Annotated in this window: 15 protein-coding genes; 14 read left to right on the plus strand and 1 reads right to left on the minus strand. The window is 74.1% G+C overall.

The genetic code is table 11. The features are described 5' to 3' along the window. Window positions 1–97: 97 nt before the first annotated feature. The 7 genes from arc (at window position 98) to prcA (ending at window position 8,137) form a co-directional block, all read left to right on the plus strand. Window positions 98–1,828: a proteasome ATPase gene (arc, locus tag VGH76_RS24885; RefSeq protein WP_331559442.1), complete on the plus strand. Its 1,731-nt coding sequence runs from the start codon at window positions 98–100 to the stop codon at window positions 1,826–1,828. Between the two features lie 37 nt (window positions 1,829–1,865). Further along, on the plus strand, window positions 1,866–3,167 hold the full coding sequence (locus VGH76_RS24890; RefSeq protein ID WP_331559443.1) for a DUF7379 domain-containing protein: 1,302 nt from the start codon (window positions 1,866–1,868) through the stop codon (window positions 3,165–3,167). Further along, a complete protein-coding gene (locus tag VGH76_RS24895) occupies window positions 3,164–4,459 on the plus strand; it encodes a multidrug effflux MFS transporter (RefSeq protein WP_331559444.1) in 1,296 nt (431 codons plus the stop codon). Before VGH76_RS24890 ends, VGH76_RS24895 begins: the two co-directional genes overlap by 4 nt. 10 nt (window positions 4,460–4,469) lie before the next feature. Next, a complete protein-coding gene (gene dop, locus VGH76_RS24900) occupies window positions 4,470–5,987 on the plus strand; it encodes a depupylase/deamidase Dop (protein WP_331559445.1) in 1,518 nt (505 codons plus the stop codon). An 87-nt stretch (window positions 5,988–6,074) separates the two neighbouring features. Further along, the gene (locus VGH76_RS24905) at window positions 6,075–6,269 is read left to right on the plus strand and encodes a ubiquitin-like protein Pup (RefSeq protein ID WP_230735580.1); all 195 of its coding nucleotides are present in this window, start codon (window positions 6,075–6,077) and stop codon (window positions 6,267–6,269) included. A 140-nt stretch (window positions 6,270–6,409) separates the two neighbouring features. Next, complete coding sequence (gene prcB / locus VGH76_RS24910) at window positions 6,410–7,258, plus strand: proteasome subunit beta (RefSeq protein ID WP_331559446.1); 849 nt, start codon at window positions 6,410–6,412, stop codon at window positions 7,256–7,258. Between the two features lie 69 nt (window positions 7,259–7,327). Further along, window positions 7,328–8,137, plus strand: a complete 810-nt coding sequence (gene prcA, locus VGH76_RS24915; RefSeq protein ID WP_331559447.1) for a proteasome subunit alpha — start codon at window positions 7,328–7,330, stop codon at window positions 8,135–8,137. A 160-nt stretch (window positions 8,138–8,297) separates the two neighbouring features. Here prcA and VGH76_RS24920 read toward each other — a convergent pair whose 3' ends face one another. Continuing rightward, window positions 8,298–9,875 (minus strand): bifunctional phosphatase PAP2/diacylglycerol kinase family protein, encoded by a 1,578-nt coding sequence (locus VGH76_RS24920; protein ID WP_331559448.1) that lies wholly within the window; start codon window positions 9,873–9,875, stop codon window positions 8,298–8,300. A 134-nt stretch (window positions 9,876–10,009) separates the two neighbouring features. Between VGH76_RS24920 and pafA the strand changes: the two genes are divergently transcribed. The 7 genes from pafA to VGH76_RS24955 all read left to right on the plus strand — a co-directional run. Continuing rightward, window positions 10,010–11,368 (plus strand): Pup--protein ligase, encoded by a 1,359-nt coding sequence (gene pafA, locus VGH76_RS24925; protein WP_331559449.1) that lies wholly within the window; start codon window positions 10,010–10,012, stop codon window positions 11,366–11,368. Window positions 11,369–11,473: 105 nt separating this feature from the next. After that, window positions 11,474–13,297 carry a serine/threonine-protein kinase gene (locus tag VGH76_RS24930; RefSeq protein ID WP_331559450.1) on the plus strand — a complete coding sequence of 608 codons (1,824 nt, stop codon included), beginning with the start codon at window positions 11,474–11,476 and terminating at the stop codon, window positions 13,295–13,297. 38 nt (window positions 13,298–13,335) lie between these two features. Continuing rightward, window positions 13,336–14,370, plus strand: a complete 1,035-nt coding sequence (locus tag VGH76_RS24935) for a helix-turn-helix transcriptional regulator (RefSeq protein WP_414637812.1) — start codon at window positions 13,336–13,338, stop codon at window positions 14,368–14,370. Further along, the gene (locus tag VGH76_RS24940; RefSeq protein WP_331559452.1) at window positions 14,367–15,350 is read left to right on the plus strand and encodes a WYL domain-containing protein; all 984 of its coding nucleotides are present in this window, start codon (window positions 14,367–14,369) and stop codon (window positions 15,348–15,350) included. The genes VGH76_RS24935 and VGH76_RS24940 overlap by 4 nt, the downstream gene beginning before the upstream one ends. 22 nt (window positions 15,351–15,372) lie before the next feature. Continuing rightward, on the plus strand, window positions 15,373–15,609 hold the full coding sequence (locus tag VGH76_RS24945; protein ID WP_331559453.1) for a hypothetical protein: 237 nt from the start codon (window positions 15,373–15,375) through the stop codon (window positions 15,607–15,609). Between the two features lie 70 nt (window positions 15,610–15,679). Continuing rightward, the gene (gene tatA / locus VGH76_RS24950) at window positions 15,680–15,865 is read left to right on the plus strand and encodes a Sec-independent protein translocase subunit TatA (RefSeq protein WP_331559454.1); all 186 of its coding nucleotides are present in this window, start codon (window positions 15,680–15,682) and stop codon (window positions 15,863–15,865) included. A gap of 70 nt (window positions 15,866–15,935) precedes the next feature. After that, the coding region (locus VGH76_RS24955; RefSeq protein WP_331559455.1) for a DEAD/DEAH box helicase at window positions 15,936–16,391 on the plus strand (456 nt) is incomplete at its 3' end.

The following is a 16,391-nucleotide window of genomic DNA, read 5'->3' on the forward strand; positions in this document are numbered from 1 at the left end:
CGGTGACGCCACGGAGTAGCGGGAGGAGGGCGCCGTGAGCATGAACGACGACCCCAGGGGCCGATCCGACCAGGGCCGCGAACGAGGCGCGGCGGACATGGCGGCACAGGTGCGATTCCTCGAAGAAGAGGTCGCCCTGCTTCGACGGAAGCTGACCGAGTCACCGCGTCACACCAGGATCCTCGAGCAGCGGCTCGCGGACTCCGCGGCGCGGGTGTCCCAACTGACCGAGCGCAACGACAAGCTCACCGACACCCTCAAGGAGGCGCGGGCCCAGCTCGTGTCGCTCCGCGAGGAGGTGGACCGTCTCGCGCAGCCGCCGTCGAGCTACGGTGTCTTCCTGACCGTGCACGAGGACCAGACCGTCGACGTCTTCACGTCAGGCCGGCGGATGCGGGTGGCCGTGTCGCCGGCGGTCGAGGCCGCCGAGCTCACGCGCGGCCAGTCGGTGCGCCTCAACGAGGCCCTGACCGTCGTCGAGGCCGGCGAGTACGAGCGCATCGGCGAGGTGTGCTCACTGCGCGAGGTGCTCGTCGACGAGGACGGCACCCGCAACCGGGCGCTGATCATCGGGCACGCCGACGAGGAACGGGTCATCCACCTCGCCGACTCGCTGCTCGACGCGAACGCCCCGGAGCTCAAGCCGGGCGACTCGCTGATGGTCGACACCAAGGTGGGCTACGCCTACGAGAAGGTGCCGAAGGCCGAGGTCGAGGAGCTCGTGCTCGAGGAGGTCCCCGACGTCGCCTACACCGACATCGGCGGTCTCTCGCGGCAGATCGACTCCATCCGCGACGCGGTGGAGCTCCCGTTCCTGCACGCCGAGCTGTTCCGCACCTACCAGTTGCGGCCCCCGAAGGGCGTCCTGCTCTACGGCCCGCCCGGGTGCGGCAAGACGCTCATCGCCAAGGCGGTGGCGAACTCGCTGGCGAAGAAGGTCGCCGAGACCCGCGGTGAGGACAGCCGCGACGTCAAGGCGCACTTCCTCAACATCAAGGGTCCCGAGCTGCTCAACAAGTTCGTCGGCGAGACCGAGCGGCACATCCGGATGATCTTCCAGCGGGCGCGCGAGAAGGCGTCCGAGGGCACCCCGGTGATCGTGTTCTTCGACGAGATGGACTCGATCTTCCGCACCCGCGGATCGGGCGTGTCCAGCGACGTCGAGACGACGATCGTGCCCCAGCTCCTCAGCGAGATCGACGGCGTCGAGGGCCTGGAGAACGTCATCGTCATCGGGGCGTCCAACCGCGAGGACATGATCGACCCGGCGATCCTGCGGCCGGGCCGGCTCGACGTGAAGATCAAGATCGAGCGCCCCGACGCCGAGGCCGCGATCGACATCTTCGGCAAGTACCTCATCGAGGGCCTCCCCGTGCACGAGGAGGACGTCGAGGAGTTCGGCGGCAACCGCCAGGCGTGCCTGGACGGCATGATCGAGCGCGTCGTCGAGCGGATGTACGCCGAGACCGAGGAGAACCGGTTCCTCGAGGTCACCTACGCCAACGGTGACAAGGAGGTCCTCTACTTCAAGGACTTCAACTCGGGCGCGGTCATCGAGAACATCGTCGGGCGCGCCAAGAAGTCCGCGATCAAGTCGGAGCTGGAGACCAAGCAGCCCGGCCTGCGGGTGTCGCACCTGCTCGACGCCGTGGTGGACGAGTTCGCCGAGTCCGAGGACCTGCCGAACACGACCAACCCCGACGACTGGGCCCGCATCTCCGGCAAGAAGGGCGAGCGGATCGTCTACATCCGCACGCTCGTCACCGGCAAGGGCGCCTCGCAGGGCAAGGAGATCGACACCGCGTCGAACACCGGGCAGTACCTGTAGTACCTGTGGTCGCCGCGTACCGGGTACCTTCGGTGGTATGAGCGCCGACGAGGCCCACGACGACGAGAGCCGGCCGCTCCCCGCACCTCGCAACGAGGTCCGGGGGGCGGCCGGTGTCGCGTCCGAGGCCGTCGACATCGTGTCCCGGCCGGTGGAGGGCACCCACCGGGCGATCTCGGACACCGTCTTCGCCGCCCTGCGCAAGGTCGGGCTGGGCCCCGCGTCGCGTCCCGTGCAGGTGGTGCACGACGGCATCGCCGGCGGCGTCTACACCGCGGTGCGCGGGATCGGCCACGCCGCGGGCACCGGCGCGGGCCTCGCCGCGGAGCTGTACCGGACGGCGTCCGGGCGCGCCGAGTGGACCCCGATCACGTCCCGCCCCGCGGGCGCCGTGCTCACCGGCGCCGTCAACGGCCTGGTCGGCGACCACATGGTCGCGCTGCAGAACGACCTCGCCGTCCCGATGGCCCTCTTCACCTCCACCGTCGACGACGACGGCGAGGCGCGCCACGCCGAGCTCCCGGTCGCCGACACCGAGGCGATCCGGGCCACCGTCGCCGACCACCCGGAGCGCGACCTGGGCCACGTCGTGCTCTTCGTCCACGGGCTCGGGGAGACCGAGCACGCCTGGCGGCTCGCCGACGAGGACAGCGCGGGGGAGGGCTACGCGGAGCGGATCGCCTCGAGCGTGGGCGCCGTCCCGCTGCTGCTGCGCTACAACTCCGGGATGCGGATCGCCCACAACGGCGCCGCGCTCTCGGTCCTGCTGGCCGAGCTCACCGAGCGCTGGCCGGTCCCGATCCGCCGTCTCGACCTCGTCGGGCACTCCATGGGCGGCCTGGTGCTGCGCCACGCCTGCCACGCCGCCGTCGTCGCCGGCGAGCCGTGGGTGCACGCGGTGCGCCGGATGGTCTACCTCGGCTCACCGCACCGGGGGGCGCCGCTGGCCCACCAGGTCGACCGGCTGGCGAGCCGGCTCGCGAAGTACGCGCAGTCGCGCACCTGGGGCGAGTTCCTCGACCGCCGCTCCGCCGGGATCCGTGACCTCGTCGCCGGCGTCGCGGACACCGACGTACCGCTGCTCGCGCACTCCACCCACCACGGCGTCGCCGCCTCGGTCACCGCCAGCGAGCACCACCCGCTCGCCAACATCCTCGGCGACCTGCTCGTGCCCGTGGACTCGGCGCGCGGCGCGCTGACCGACGTCGAGACCCTCCCGTCGTCGCACCACTTCCACCTGCTCAACGACCCGCGCATCCACGCCCACCTGCTGCGCTGGCTCGCCGCGGACGACGACGACACCCACGACGATCCCCACGACCCCGACGAGCAGGGGTGACCGCTCCCGCCGACGCACCACCCTCGGGGCGCCTGCGACGCGCGGCACGGCTGACCGTGCTGGGCGGACTCACCGGCGCCGCCCCCCTCTCGACCGACACCTACCTGCCGGCCCTGCCGAGCGTCACCGGGGACCTCCGGGCCTCCGCCCCGCTGGTGGCGCTCACGCTCACCGCCTGCATCGTCGGTCTGGCGGTGGGTCAGCTGATCGCCGGCCCGCTCTCCGACGTCCTCGGCCGCCGCTGGCCGCTGTTCGGGGGAGCGGTCGGGTTCGCGGTGTTCTCCGCGGCCTGCGCGCTCGCCCCGGACGTGGGCACGCTCCTCGCGCTGCGGCTGGGCCAGGGGCTGCTCGGGGCCGTCGGGATCGTGCTGGCCCGGGCCGTCGTCCGGGACCTCTTCGACGGACCCGCCGCCGCCCGCGGGTTCGCGGCGCTCATGCTCGTCTCCGGGGCCGCGCCGATCGTCGCCCCGGTCCTCGGCGGCCAGATCCTGCGGGTCACGTCGTGGCGCGGGGTGTTCGTGGTCCTCGCCGCACTGGGTCTCGTCCTCGCGGTCGGCGTCCTGGTGGCCGTTCCCGAGACGCTGCCCCGGGCCGCGCGGGCCGCCGGCGGGGGTGCACTGGCCGGGCTGCGCGCCACCGGGCGGGCGTTCCGGTTCCTGCTCGGCGACCGGCGGGTGCTCGCCTGCGTCTGCGCCGCGGGCCTCGGGTTCGCCGCGATGTTCTCCTACATCTCGGGCTCGACGTTCGTGCTCCAGGACCTCTACGGGCTGTCCCCGCAGGCCTTCAGCGGGGTCTTCGCGATCAACTCGGTCGGGATCGTCGCCGCCACCCAGGTCGCGGGCCGCCTCGTGGGTGCCGAGCGGGCCGCCCCGCAGCGGATGGTCGGGATCGGGCTCGTGACGGCGCTGACCGGCTCCGCCGCCGTCCTGGTCGGCGCGCTGACCCCGGCCGGTCCGTGGGCCCTGCTCCCGGGCCTGTTCGTCACCGTCTGCGGCGTCGGGTTCGTGCTGCCCTCGGCGACCACCCTCACGCTCGCCGGGCACCCGTCGCGGGCCGGGAGCGCCTCGGCCCTGCTCGGCACCTCGCAGTTCCTCCTCGGCGGGTTCGCCGCCCCCCTCGTCGGCATCGGGGCCGGGACGACGGCCGTCCCGATGGCCGCGACGATGGTGGCCGCCGCGGTGGCAGGGCTCGTCGTCTTCGCGCTGGCGTGGCGCGGGGCGAGCGCCGACGGGCCCGGCTCGGTCCCCGACCGGGCCGCCCGGGCCACGGCGGGGCAACCCTCGGACAACTAGGGTCGGCCCCATGACCGCGCGCCGCATCATGGGCACCGAGATCGAGTACGGGATCTCCGTCCCGGGCGACCCGACGGCGAACCCCGTCATCACCTCCACCCAGGTCGTGCTGGCCTACGCCGCGGCCGCCGAGGTCCCCCGAGCCCGGCGTGCCCGCTGGGACTACGAGGTGGAGTCGCCGCTGCGCGACGCGCGGGGCTTCGACCTGGGGCCGAGCGCCGGCCCGCCGCCGGACACCGGGGACCTCGACGACCTCGGCGCCGCGAACGTCATCCTCACCAACGGGGCCCGGCTCTACGTCGACCACGCCCACCCGGAGTTCTCCGCGCCCGAGGTCACCACCCCGCGGGGCGCCGTCATCTGGGACAAGGCCGGCGAGCGGGTCATGGAGGACGCCGCCGAGCGCGCCGCGACCGTCCCCGGCACCGGCCGCATCCAGCTCTACAAGAACAACATCGACGGCAAGGGCGCCTCCTACGGCTCGCACGAGAACTACCTGTGCGCCCGCCAGACGCCGTTCCCGGCGATCATCACGGGGCTCACCCCGTTCTTCGTCTCCCGGCAGGTCGTCACGGGCGCCGGGCGGGTCGGGCTCGGGGCCTCGGGCGACGAGCCGGGCTACCAGCTCTCGCAGCGCGCGGACTACATCGAGGTCGAGGTCGGCCTCGAGACCACCCTCAAGCGCGGCATCATCAACACCCGCGACGAGCCGCACGCCGACGCCGACAAGTACCGCCGTCTGCACGTCATCATCGGCGACGCGAACCTCTCCGAGTACTCGACCTACCTCAAGGTCGGCACGACGGCGCTGGTGCTCTCCATGATCGAGGACGGCATCCGCTTCGACGACCTGCGCCTGCTCGAGCCCGTCCGCTCGGTGCACCGGATCAGCCACGACCCGACGCTGCGCACCACCGTCGAGCTCGCGAACGGCACCACGATGACCGCCCTGGAGCTCCAGCGGCAGTACTTCGAGCGGGCCTGGAAGCACGAGGAGGAGACCCAGGGCGGCGAGGTCGACGAGATGACCCGCGAGGTGCTCGACGTCTGGGGGCAGGCGCTCGACGACCTCGAGCAGGACCCGATGCGCTGCGCCGACCGGCTGGACTGGGTGGCCAAGCTCAAGCTCCTCCAGAGCTACCGCGACCGCGACAACCTGCCGTGGGACTCGCCGAAGCTCTCGCTGATCGACCTGCAGTACTCCGACGTCCGCCAGGCCAAGGGGCTCTACAACCGGCTGGTCACCCGCGGGTCGATCAAGCGCCTGGTCAGCGAGGACGACGTACGCGCGGCGGTCACCGAGCCGCCGGAGGACACCCGGGCCTACTTCCGCGGCCGCTGCCTGGAGCGGTACCCGACGGAGGTCGCTGCGGCCTCGTGGGACTCGGTCATCTTCGACCTCGGGCGGGAGTCGCTGGTGCGGATCCCGACCCTCGAGCCGCTGCGCGGCACCCGTCGCCACGTGGGGGAGCTCATCGACAACTCGTCCAACGCGACGGCCCTCGTCGAGGCCCTCACCCGGGGCTGATGCCCGCCGCGTGACGTTCGTCCCGCGACGGGGGCCCGCGGCCGGGTAGGGTCATGTCGGCAACACCTTGCACACCGGGAGGCAGCCATGGCGCAGGAACAGACCCAGCGGCAGGGCGGTGGCGACGACGGCGAGGGCGGCGAGGACACCACCGCCGCCGGCCAGGAGCGCCGGGAGAAGCTCGGCGAGGACACCGACACGATCCTCGACGAGATCGACGACGTGCTCGAGGAGAACGCCGAGGACTTCGTGCGTGCCTACGTGCAGAAGGGTGGGCAGTGACCCCATTCTCCGCGCCCTAGCAGCGCGGTGAGTCGGCAGTGCGGGTGCGGCGGGCCGGGACTAGGGTTCCGGCCCGCCGCGTCTCGTCCGGGGCACGTCACCGCAGGACAAGCACACGAGAAGAGGAGCGACGACCGCCGATGGAGCACACGTCGTCCCGGCTCGGCCCGGGGCTGCCCGCCGCGTACTTCGACGCCGGCACGTCGTCGTTCGTCGACTTCCTCTCGGCCGTCCGGCCGGACCTGCTGCCCTCCTCGGACGGGCGCGGGCTCACCCCGGAGGGGGTCGCGACGGTGCCCCACGGCACCACGATCGTCGCCGCCGTCTACTCGGGCGGGGTCGTCATCGCCGGTGACCGCCGCGCCACCATGGGCAACCTGATCTCGCAGCGGGACATGGAGAAGGTCTACGTCACCGACGACTACTCCGCGGCGGGCATCGCCGGCACCGCGGGTCTCGCCGTCGACGCGATCCGGCTCTTCACCGTCGAGCTGCAGCACTACGAGAAGCTCGAGGGCGTCCCGCTCACCTTCGACGGCAAGTCGAACAAGCTCGCCTCGATGATTCGCGGCAACCTCGGCGCGGCGATGCAGGGCCTGTCGTTCGTCCCGCTGTTCGCGGGCTTCGACCCGGACGCGGCCGACCCGGCGCGCGCCGGGCGGATCGTCTCCTTCGACGTCGTCGGCGGGCGCTACGAGGAGCACGACGGCTTCGCCTCGGTGGGCTCCGGGTCGCTGTTCGCGCGGTCCTCGCTGAAGAAGCTGCACGACTCCGAGGGCGACCGCGACGCGTGCGTCCGCGCGATCGTCGAGTCCCTCTACGACGCCGCCGACGACGACTCGGCGACCGGCGGCCCGGACTCGGTGCGCCACATCTACCCCATCGTGGTGGCGATCGACGCCGAGGGCGCGGTCAGCCTGCCCCACGAGGAGGTGCAGACGGTCGCCGAGGCCGTCGTCGCCGCCCGTCGCGAGCGTCGCGGCGGCTAGGCCGAGCACCCCGAGCCGACCGCACTCCCGCCGCCCGCCCGCACCACCTCGCCGAGGAGCCCGCCCGCCATGACGATGCCGTTCTACGCGTCGGTCGACCAGCTGATGCGCGACCGCTCGGAGCTCGCCCGCAAGGGCATCTCCCGCGGTCGCAGCGTCGTGGTCCTGACGTCCGCCGACGGCGTGCTGTTCGTCGCGGAGAACCGCTCGAAGTCGTTGCGCAAGGTCTCCGAGATCTACGACCAGCTCGGGTTCGCGGCAGTCGGGCGCTACAACGAGTTCGAGAACCTCCGCCGCGCCGGCATCCGCTACGCCGACGTCCAGGGCTACTCCTACGACCGGCGCGACGTGTCCGGGCGCGCGCTGGCCAACGCCTACGCCCAGATCCTCGGCGCGAGCTTCATCGAGCAGCAGAAGCCCTTCGAGGTCGAGCTCTGCGTGGCGGCGGTGGGCGAGACCCCGGACCGGGACCAGCTCTTCCGCATCACCTACGACGGCTCGATCTCCGACGAGCCGCAGTTCGTGGTGATGGGCGGGACCACCGAGCCGGTGTCGGCGGCGCTGCGCTCCTCCTACGAGGAGGGGCTGGACACCCGGGCGGCGCTGCGCATCGCACTCGACGCGCTGCAGGCCCAGAACGGGTCGTCGTCGTCCTCGTCGTCGTCGGGGACCGACGAGCGCAACCTGGGCGTCGACGCCCTCGAGGTCGCCCTGCTCGACCGCGCCCGCCGCGGCCGACGGGCCTTCCGGCGCCTCTCCGGGGCGGCGCTGGCCGAGCTCCTGCCCGACGGCGCGGCCGCGTCGGACTCCACGGACGCGCCGGCGGAGGACACCGGGGCGGGCGACGAGGTGTCGGGCGCGGGCGGCGCGGACGCCTGAGGTCCCCCGGCCCCGATGACAGCAACGGCACGTTCCTGGCGTCGTACGCCAGAACGGCGCCGGTCACTCATCGGCCTTCCCCGGCCCCGACGACAGCAACGGCACGTTCCTCGCGTCAGACGCCAGAACGGCGCCGGTCACCCGACGACGCGGGCCGGCCTCACCACGCCGTCGTGCGCTCCGGCCAGTTGGACTCGTCGCGCCGGTAGACCGGCACCGGGTGCGCCGCGACCGAGAAGCACAGCCGCTCGCCGGCGACCATGACCTCGCCGTCGGTCGCGACCTCGACCGGCCCGTCGAGCAGCTCGACGTCCAGGGTCCGCGCGGTGTGCTCGACGTAGGTCCGGGTGTGGCCGAGCGTGCCCAGCAGCAGCCCGGCGATCGCGCGGGCCCGGGAGAAGCGGCGGTCGGCGCGCAGGTAGCGGACCTCGACCAGGCCGGAGTCCAGGCGCGGACGGTAGGCCGGCGTCATGCCCGACGGGGCGTAGGGGCCGTTGCCGACGAAGACCATCCACACCGGGGTCTCCACCCCGTCGATGCGACACCGCAGCGGCCGGGCCTTCCACAGCGTGAGGATCAGCGCCGCCGAGGCCGCCGGCCACTTGCCCCAGCGGTCCTGCCACTTCTCCCGCATCCGGACCATCTCGGGGTAGCCCCCGAACGAGGCGGTGTTGACGAACACCACGCGCTCGCCGCCGTCGGGACCCGTCGAGGCCGAGTAGGCGTGCAGCTCGGCGATGTCGACGGCGACCGCCTGGCCCGCGCCGGTCGCGTCGACGACCTCCTGCAGGTCGTACACCCCAACGTCGCGCCCGAAGTGGTTGAGGGTGCCGGCCGGCATCACCGCGAGGGGTAGCTCGAGATCCTCGGCGATCCGCGCGGCGGCGGCCACCGAGCCGTCGCCGCCGGCGATCCCGAGCGCCCGGGTGTCGGGGTGCGCCGCCGCCTCCTTGAGCAGTGCGATGAGGTCGTCGCCCGGGTCGAGGCGCACCAGGTGCGCCTTCGGCAACCGCTCCGCGATCTCCGAGACGGGGTCGGTGCCGGGCCGGCCGGAGCCGAGGTTGACGACCATGGAGAGCCCCTCGCCGTCGACGAGCTCCGGCGCGTCCGCGTACGGCCGGGCGATCGCCTCGTCGATGGGCCGGCGGGGCAGCCAGCGCTGGGTGAGCAGCGCGACCCCGGCGCCGAGGGCCGACCCGACGGCGACGTCGCTGGTCCAGTGGACGCCGACGTGGATCCGCGAGTAGGCGACGGTGGCCGCCAGGGGCGCGAGCACCGCCCCGGTGCGGGGGCTCTCCAGCGCCACCCCGACGGCGAAGGCCATCGCCGAGGCGGAGTGCCCGGACGGGAACGACGACGAGGTGGGGCGGTCGGGGAGGGCCCGCACCGTGGGCAGCAGGTCCGCGGCCGGGCGACGGCGGGGGACCAGCGGCTTGAGGACGACGTTCGCGGCGAGGCTCGCCAGGCCGATGGCCATGACGCCGCGGGTGGCCCCGCGGCGGGTGCGGCGCGTGCCGGCCGCCAGCACGCACCCCGTCGCGAACCACAGCCAGCTGTGGTTGGCCGAGCGGGTGAGCGCGAGGAGGGCGTCGTCGGCGGCCGTGGGCGGGAGACGGCCGATCGAGGCGGTGATCCGGCGGTCCACGCGCCCGACCGGGCGTAGCGTCCGGCGGCCGCGGCGCAGGCCGGCGCGCGCCCCGGCCGTGATGGTCTGGGGGAGGACCGCCTCGGCGGCCACCCTCGCACCGCGCGCGCGGTGCCCTCGAAGCATGTGACGGCACCCTAGACCCCGGTGTCCGGTTCGCCGACGCACCGTCGTCGGGGCCTCTCGGAGGGGCTCACGATCGCCCGTCGTCGCTTAGGCTGGAGGGCATGCAGCGGCGGATCTACGGGGTCGAGACCGAGTTCGGGGTGACCTGCACCTTCCACGGTCAGCGTCGCCTCTCGCCGGACGAGGTGGCCCGCTACCTGTTCCGGCGGGTGGTCTCCTGGGGTCGTTCGTCCAACGTCTTCCTGCGCAACGGCTCGCGGCTCTACCTCGACGTCGGGTCCCACCCGGAGTACGCCACCGCGGAGTGCGACTCGCTCGAGCAGCTCGTGGCGCACGACAAGGCGGGCGAGCGGATCCTCGAGGACCTGCTCCTCGACGCCGAGCGCCGCCTGGCCGACGAGGGCATCGGCGGCGACATCTTCCTCTTCAAGAACAACACCGACTCCGCGGGCAACTCCTACGGCTGCCACGAGAACTACCTGGTCGGCCGCTCGGGGGAGTTCTCCCGCATCGCCGACGTGCTGCTGCCCTTTCTCGTGACCCGCCAGCTCATCGCCGGCGCCGGGAAGGTCCTGCAGACCCCACGCGGGGCCGTGTACTGCCTCTCCCAGCGCGCCGAGCACATCTGGGAGGGGGTCTCGAGCGCCACCACCCGCAGCCGCCCCATCATCAACACCCGCGACGAGCCGCACGCCGACGCCGAGCGCTACCGCCGCCTGCACGTCATCGTCGGGGACTCGAACATGTCCGAGGTGACGACGCTGCTCAAGGTCGGCACCACCCACCTCGTGCTCGAGATGATCGAGCAGGGCATCCAGTTCCGGGACTTCACCCTGGACAACCCGATCCGCGCGATCCGCGAGATCAGCCACGACCTCACGGGCCGCCGTCCGGTGCGCCTGGCCGGGGGCCGGGAGGCCGGGGCGCTGGACATCCAGCGCGAGTACCACGCGCGGGCGGTCGAGCACGTGGCGCGCCGGGGGAGCGACCCGGTGACCGACCGGGTGCTCGAGCTGTGGGGGCGCACCCTCGACGCCGTCGAGCGCCAGGACCTCTCCCTGATCGACCGCGAGATCGACTGGGCGATCAAGCACAAGCTCGTCGAGCGCTACCGCTCCCGGGGCGACCTGGGCCTCTCCAGCCCGCGCATCGCCCAGCTCGACCTCGCCTACCACGACATCCGCCGGGGCCGCGGGGTGTTCGACCTGCTCCAGCGCAAGGACCTCGTGGACCGCGTCACCGACGACGGGGAGATCGAGGCGGCCAAGGACACCCCGCCGCAGACCACTCGCGCCAAGCTCCGGGGCGACTTCATCGCCGCAGCCCAGAACGCCGGTCGCGATTTCACCGTGGATTGGGTCCACCTCAAACTCAACGACCAGGCCCAGCGAACCGTCTTGTGCAAGGACCCCTTCCGTGCGGTGGACGAACGGGTGGACCGGTTGATCGCGACGCTGTAGCGATCGTCACGCCGTCGGTGTGATCGGCCGGTCCTTCGGGGACCCGACGCCGCAGGGGCGTCGGCCACTGCACGATCTCCAGCACCGAGGACGGCACGAGAAGCGATGTACGAGGACCGCACGTCCCGGGTGACCCCGCCGGGCGGACCGCAGGGGACGCTTCACGACCGTGAACCGGCCCAACCGGACCCCCGCGTCGAGGGGACGCTGCTCGGCGGCCGCTACCGCGTGCAGGAGTGCATCGGCGCGGGCGCCATGGGCGTGGTCTGGACGGCGTGGGACCGGCGGCTGGCGCGCACGGTCGCGGTGAAGCAGCTGACCCCCCCGCGCGCCGGCGACCCGGTGGAGACCCGGACGGCGCGCATCCGCGCGATGCGCGAGGGCCGGATCGCGGCCCGCGTCGTGCACCCGCGCGCGATCGCGGTCTTCGACGTCGTGACGGCGTCATCCCCCACCCACCCGGCGATGCCGTGGCTGGTCATGGAATACCTGCCGTCCCGCTCGCTCGCCGCCGTGCTGGCCGAGCACGGCCCGCTGCCGCCGGCCGAGGTGGCCCGCATCGGCGGGCAGATCGCCGACGCGCTGACCGCGGTGCACGAGGCCGGGATCGTCCACGGCGACGTCAAGCCCGGCAACGTCCTGCTGACCGACGACGGGGTCGCGAAGCTCACCGACTTCGGGGTCTCGCGGGCCTCCTGGGACAGCTCGGCGACCGGCGGGGGCATGGTCGCGGGCACCCCCGGCTACTTCGCGCCCGAGGTCGCCCGCGGTGGGGACCCGACGCCGGCCTCCGACGTCTTCTCCCTCGGCGCCACGCTCTACGCGGCGGTCGAGAACGAGCTGGTCTGCGGCCGGCTGGACAACACCCTCGCGGTCCTGCACGCGATGGCCGAGGGCCGGCTGCGGCCCGCGACGCGCGCGGGGGTCCTCGGACGTCCGCTGTCGGCGATGCTGCGCCTCGACCCCTCGCACCGCCCCGACACCACCCTCGTCCGCGCCGCCCTCGAGGCCCGGGCAGCACGGGGCCCGATGGCGCCGATCGCGGCCGTGGCGGCGCCTGCCGTCACGGCGGGTGCCGCGGCCGACGCGGACGCCGAGGCCCCCGCCGACCCGTCCATCGCCGAGGTCCCTGGGGCCGCCGTCGCCGGGCCCCCGACGGCCCCGTCGGTGGGCACCGGCACCGTCCCGCCGGACCTCGACGCCGTCCCCGACGCCGCCGACCCGACCGCCGGGACCCTCGACGAGGAGCCGGAGGACGACGATCTCGTCCCCGGCGGGCTGCGCGCCACGCCGGCCGCCGCCTCCCGCCCGGTCCGCCTGGCCCGGCGTCGTCGTCGGGTGCTCGCGGTCGCGGCGGCCTCGGCGGTGGTCCTCGCGGCCGGCGTGGGCGCCGCCGTGGCCGCCGTCGACCCGCCGCGGGCGACCCACCCCGCCATCAACGCGTCCGCGCCCCCGCCCGACCTGCTGCCCACGACGACCGCCCCATCGACCACGACGTCGCCGGACACCGCCGACACCGTGCCGCCGCTGGCCGGGGCGCCGCTGTCCCCGGGCACGTCGAGCTCCGAGGCGCCCGGCGACCTCGACGGCAGGCCGGGCGACCCGGTGAGCGAGGACGACGTGCGCCGCACCGTGTCCGCCTACTACGCGGGGCTGCCGGGCGACATCGCCGGCGCGTGGACGCTGCTCTCCGGTGACGCCCAGGACGCCTCCGGCGGGTACGACGGCTACCAGCACTTCTGGAGCGGCATCACCTCGGTGACCGCGGACGACGTGCAGGTCGACGGGACCTCGGCGCGCGCCGAGCTGCGGTTCGTCACCACGAGCGGGCGGGCGTCCCACGAGGCGTACAGATTCCAGGTCGACCGCAACGACCAGGGCCACCTGGAGATCCGGTCCGCCTCGCGGGGCGGCGCCGACTCGGCCTGAACCGGGCGGTCGAACACGCGGTCGATCGACCGGCCCGGATGTCCCCCGACGCGCTGCCCGCCCCCAGTACCCTCGGCGGCGTGCCGCCCCCGACCGCGCGCGCCGAGCGCCTGGTGAACCTCGTGCTGGCGCTGCTCTCGACGCGGCAGTTCCTCACCGCCGAGCGCATCCGCACCACGGTCGCCGGCTACGAGGAGGCCCGCACCGACGAGGCCTTCTACCGGATGTTCGAGCGGGACAAGGCCGAGCTGCGCGAGCTCGGCGTGCCGCTGGAGACCGGCAAGCAGTCGATCTTCGACGTCGTCGACGGCTACCGGATCGCCCGGGGCGACTACGAGCTGGCCGCCATCGACCTCGCGCCCGACGAGGCCACGGCCGTCGCCCTCGCCGCGCGGCTCTGGGACTCCCCGCAGCTCGCGGGCGCCGCCCGCACCGCGGTGACGAAGCTGCGCGCCGCCGGGGTGGAGGTCGACCCGGCGGCGGCCTCCGAGGTGCAGCCGCGGGTCCGGACGACCGAGCCGGCGTTCGCGCCGTTGCTCGCCGCCGCGCGGGCCGGGCGGATGGTGACCTTCTCCCACCGCGGCCACCCCGCCGCCGACGCGCGGACACGCACCGTCGAGCCCTGGGGCGTCGTCTCCTACCGCGGCCGCTGGTACCTCGTGGGCCACGACCGCGACCGCGACGACGTCCGCTGCTTCCGCCTCTCGCGCATCGAGGGCGACGTCACCGCCACCGGGCCCCGCGGCGCGGTCACCCGGCCGGCCGGGGTCGACCTCCTCGAGCTCGTCGCCCGCTCGGCGGGGCCGCCGCCGGCCACCGGTACCGCCCGGGTGCGGCTGGCGGCGGGCCGGGCCGCCGGACTGCGCCGGGCCGGCCACCCCGACCCACAGGGCGACCCCGACGTCGTCGAGCTCGACCTCGCGCGCGTCGACCAGCTCGCCCGCTGGATCGCCGGGCACGGGCCGGACGCGGTGGTGCTCTCCCCGCCCGAGCTGCGCGACGCGGTCGTCGCGATCCTGCGGGCGGCGCGGGACAGCGCCCCCGACCCCGCCGCCGCGGGGGTGGGGCGATGACCGCGGAGGGCGTCACCGACCGGCTCCCGCGCCTGCTCACGCTGGTGCCCTGGCTGCTCGCCCGGCCCGGGGTGCCGGTGCCCGAGGCGGCCGCGGAGTTCGGCATCACCGAGACCCAGCTGCGGCGCGACCTCGAGCTGCTGTGGATGTGCGGGCTGCCCGGGTACGGCCCGGGCGACCTCGTCGACCTGTCCTTCGAGGGCGACACCGTCACCGTCGTCTACGACGCCGGCCTCTCGCGCCCGCTGCGCCTGTCCGGGCCCGAGGCGGCCACCCTCGCGGTGGCGCTGCGCGCCCTGGCCGACGCGCCCGGCGTCGCCGACACCGACGCCGTGCAGCGGGCCCTGGCGAAGATCGAGCAGGCCTCCGGGCAGGCCGCGGACGCGCCGGTGGACGACGCGGTCGCCGTCGGGCTGGGCCGCACTCCGGGAAACGCGAGCGCGGAGGCCGCCGTGCGTGACGGCGTCGCCCGCCACCGCGCACTGCGCCTGACCTACTACTCGGCCTCCCGCGACGCCGTCGGGCGCCGCGACGTCGACCCGATGCGGCTGCTGCTCGTGGACGGCAGCACCTACCTCGAGGCATGGTGTCGCCGCGCGGAGGGCGTGCGGATGTTCCGGCTCGACCGGGTCGACGAGGCCGAGGTCCTCGACGAGCCCTCGTCGCCGCCGCCGTCGGCGACCCCGCGCGACGTCCCCGCCGACGCGGCGGGGCTGCTCACGCCCGACGACGGCCAGCAGGTCGCGGCGCTGCGCCTCGCGCCGGCGGCCCGGTGGGTGGCGGAGTACTACCCGATGGAGGACGTCCTCGCCGACGACGACGGCGGGGCGCGGGTGCGGATGCGCTACGGCGACCAGGCGTGGATGGTGCGCCTGCTGCTCGGGCTGGGCGAGGCGGTCGAGGTGCTCTGGCCCGTCGAGCTCGCCGCCGCCCGCGCCGACCGCGCGGCCCGGGCGCTCGCGGCCTACGACGAGCCCTGAGCCGGCCCGATACGATCCGCGGGTGTCGTTCGGCCCCATCGTCTGGAGCATCGTCGCCGCCCTGGTGGCCCTCGTGCTGCTCGCGCTGCTCGTGCTCACCGCGCTGCGCGCCGCCGGACGGACCACCACCGTCCTCGGCGCGTTCACCGCGTTCGTCTCCGACCGGGCCGGGATGCTGCGCGCCCGAGTGGCGGCGCTGAAGGTCCGGGTGAGCCTCATGCGAGGAACGGGCGATTCGTCCGGTCCGGCACACCCGTAGGGTCGGGAGTGACCGGTCCGGCGACGGAGGGAGCTCCGCGCCCGGGCCAGCGGAGCGACGGGGGAAGCGCATGAGTGAGTGGATCATCGTCGCGGTGGTCGGCGTCGTGCTGCTGTTCAGCGCGAAGAAGCTGCCCGACATGGCGCGTGGCCTCGGGCAGTCGATGCGGGTCTTCAAGGCCGAGACCCGGGGTCTCACGGAGGACGACGAGCGCACCCGGGAGACCGAGCGCCCGTCGTCGCCGCGCGCCGAGTGAGGACGTGACGACCATCCGTCCCCTGCGCAGGCGCGGAGCCGTCCCGGTGTGACACGGTGGGGGGGTGGCCATGCGCTCTCCCGCCGAGGCCTATGCGGAGGCGCGCACCCGCGCCGCGCACCCCGAGCTCGGCAGCTTCACCACGTCCCTGAGCTTCGAGCTCGACGACTTCCAGCGCCGTTCCTGCCTCGCGCTGGAGGAGGGACACGGCGTGCTGGTGTGCGCGCCGACCGGCGCGGGCAAGACCGTCGTCGGCGAGTTCGCCGTGCACCTGGCGCTCGCCCGCGGGCAGAAGTGCTTCTACACCACGCCGATCAAGGCGCTCTCGAACCAGAAGTACCACGACCTCGTCGACCGCTACGGCCCCGAGCAGGTCGGGCTGCTGACCGGCGACAACGTCGTCAACGGCGAGGCACCGGTGGTCGTGATGACCACCGAGGTGCTGCGGAACATGCTCTACGCCGGCTCCCGGACGTTGCTCGGCCTCGGCTTCGTGGTCATGGACGAGGTGCACTACCTCGCCGAC

Origin of the sequence: Actinomycetospora sp., assembly GCF_036497585.1 — a bacterium.
Taxonomy (GTDB): Bacteria; Actinomycetota; Actinomycetes; order Mycobacteriales; family Pseudonocardiaceae; genus Actinomycetospora.

Excerpts from the sequence above, each read along its gene's own strand:
- arc (WP_331559442.1), top strand. The coding sequence starts at position 98 with ATGGCGGCACAGGTGCGATTCCTCGAAGAAGAGGTCGCCCTGCTTCGA.
- VGH76_RS24890 (WP_331559443.1), top strand. The coding sequence starts at position 1,866 with ATGAGCGCCGACGAGGCCCACGACGACGAGAGCCGGCCGCTCCCCGCA.
- dop (WP_331559445.1), top strand. The coding sequence starts at position 4,470 with ATGACCGCGCGCCGCATCATGGGCACCGAGATCGAGTACGGGATCTCC.
- VGH76_RS24905 (WP_230735580.1), top strand. The coding sequence starts at position 6,075 with ATGGCGCAGGAACAGACCCAGCGGCAGGGCGGTGGCGACGACGGCGAG.
- prcB (WP_331559446.1), top strand. The coding sequence starts at position 6,410 with ATGGAGCACACGTCGTCCCGGCTCGGCCCGGGGCTGCCCGCCGCGTAC.
- prcA (WP_331559447.1), top strand. The coding sequence starts at position 7,328 with ATGACGATGCCGTTCTACGCGTCGGTCGACCAGCTGATGCGCGACCGC.
- pafA (WP_331559449.1), top strand. The coding sequence starts at position 10,010 with ATGCAGCGGCGGATCTACGGGGTCGAGACCGAGTTCGGGGTGACCTGC.
- VGH76_RS24930 (WP_331559450.1), top strand. The coding sequence starts at position 11,474 with ATGTACGAGGACCGCACGTCCCGGGTGACCCCGCCGGGCGGACCGCAG.
- VGH76_RS24935 (WP_414637812.1), top strand. The coding sequence starts at position 13,336 with ATGTCCCCCGACGCGCTGCCCGCCCCCAGTACCCTCGGCGGCGTGCCG.
- VGH76_RS24940 (WP_331559452.1), top strand. The coding sequence starts at position 14,367 with ATGACCGCGGAGGGCGTCACCGACCGGCTCCCGCGCCTGCTCACGCTG.
- tatA (WP_331559454.1), top strand. The coding sequence starts at position 15,680 with ATGAGTGAGTGGATCATCGTCGCGGTGGTCGGCGTCGTGCTGCTGTTC.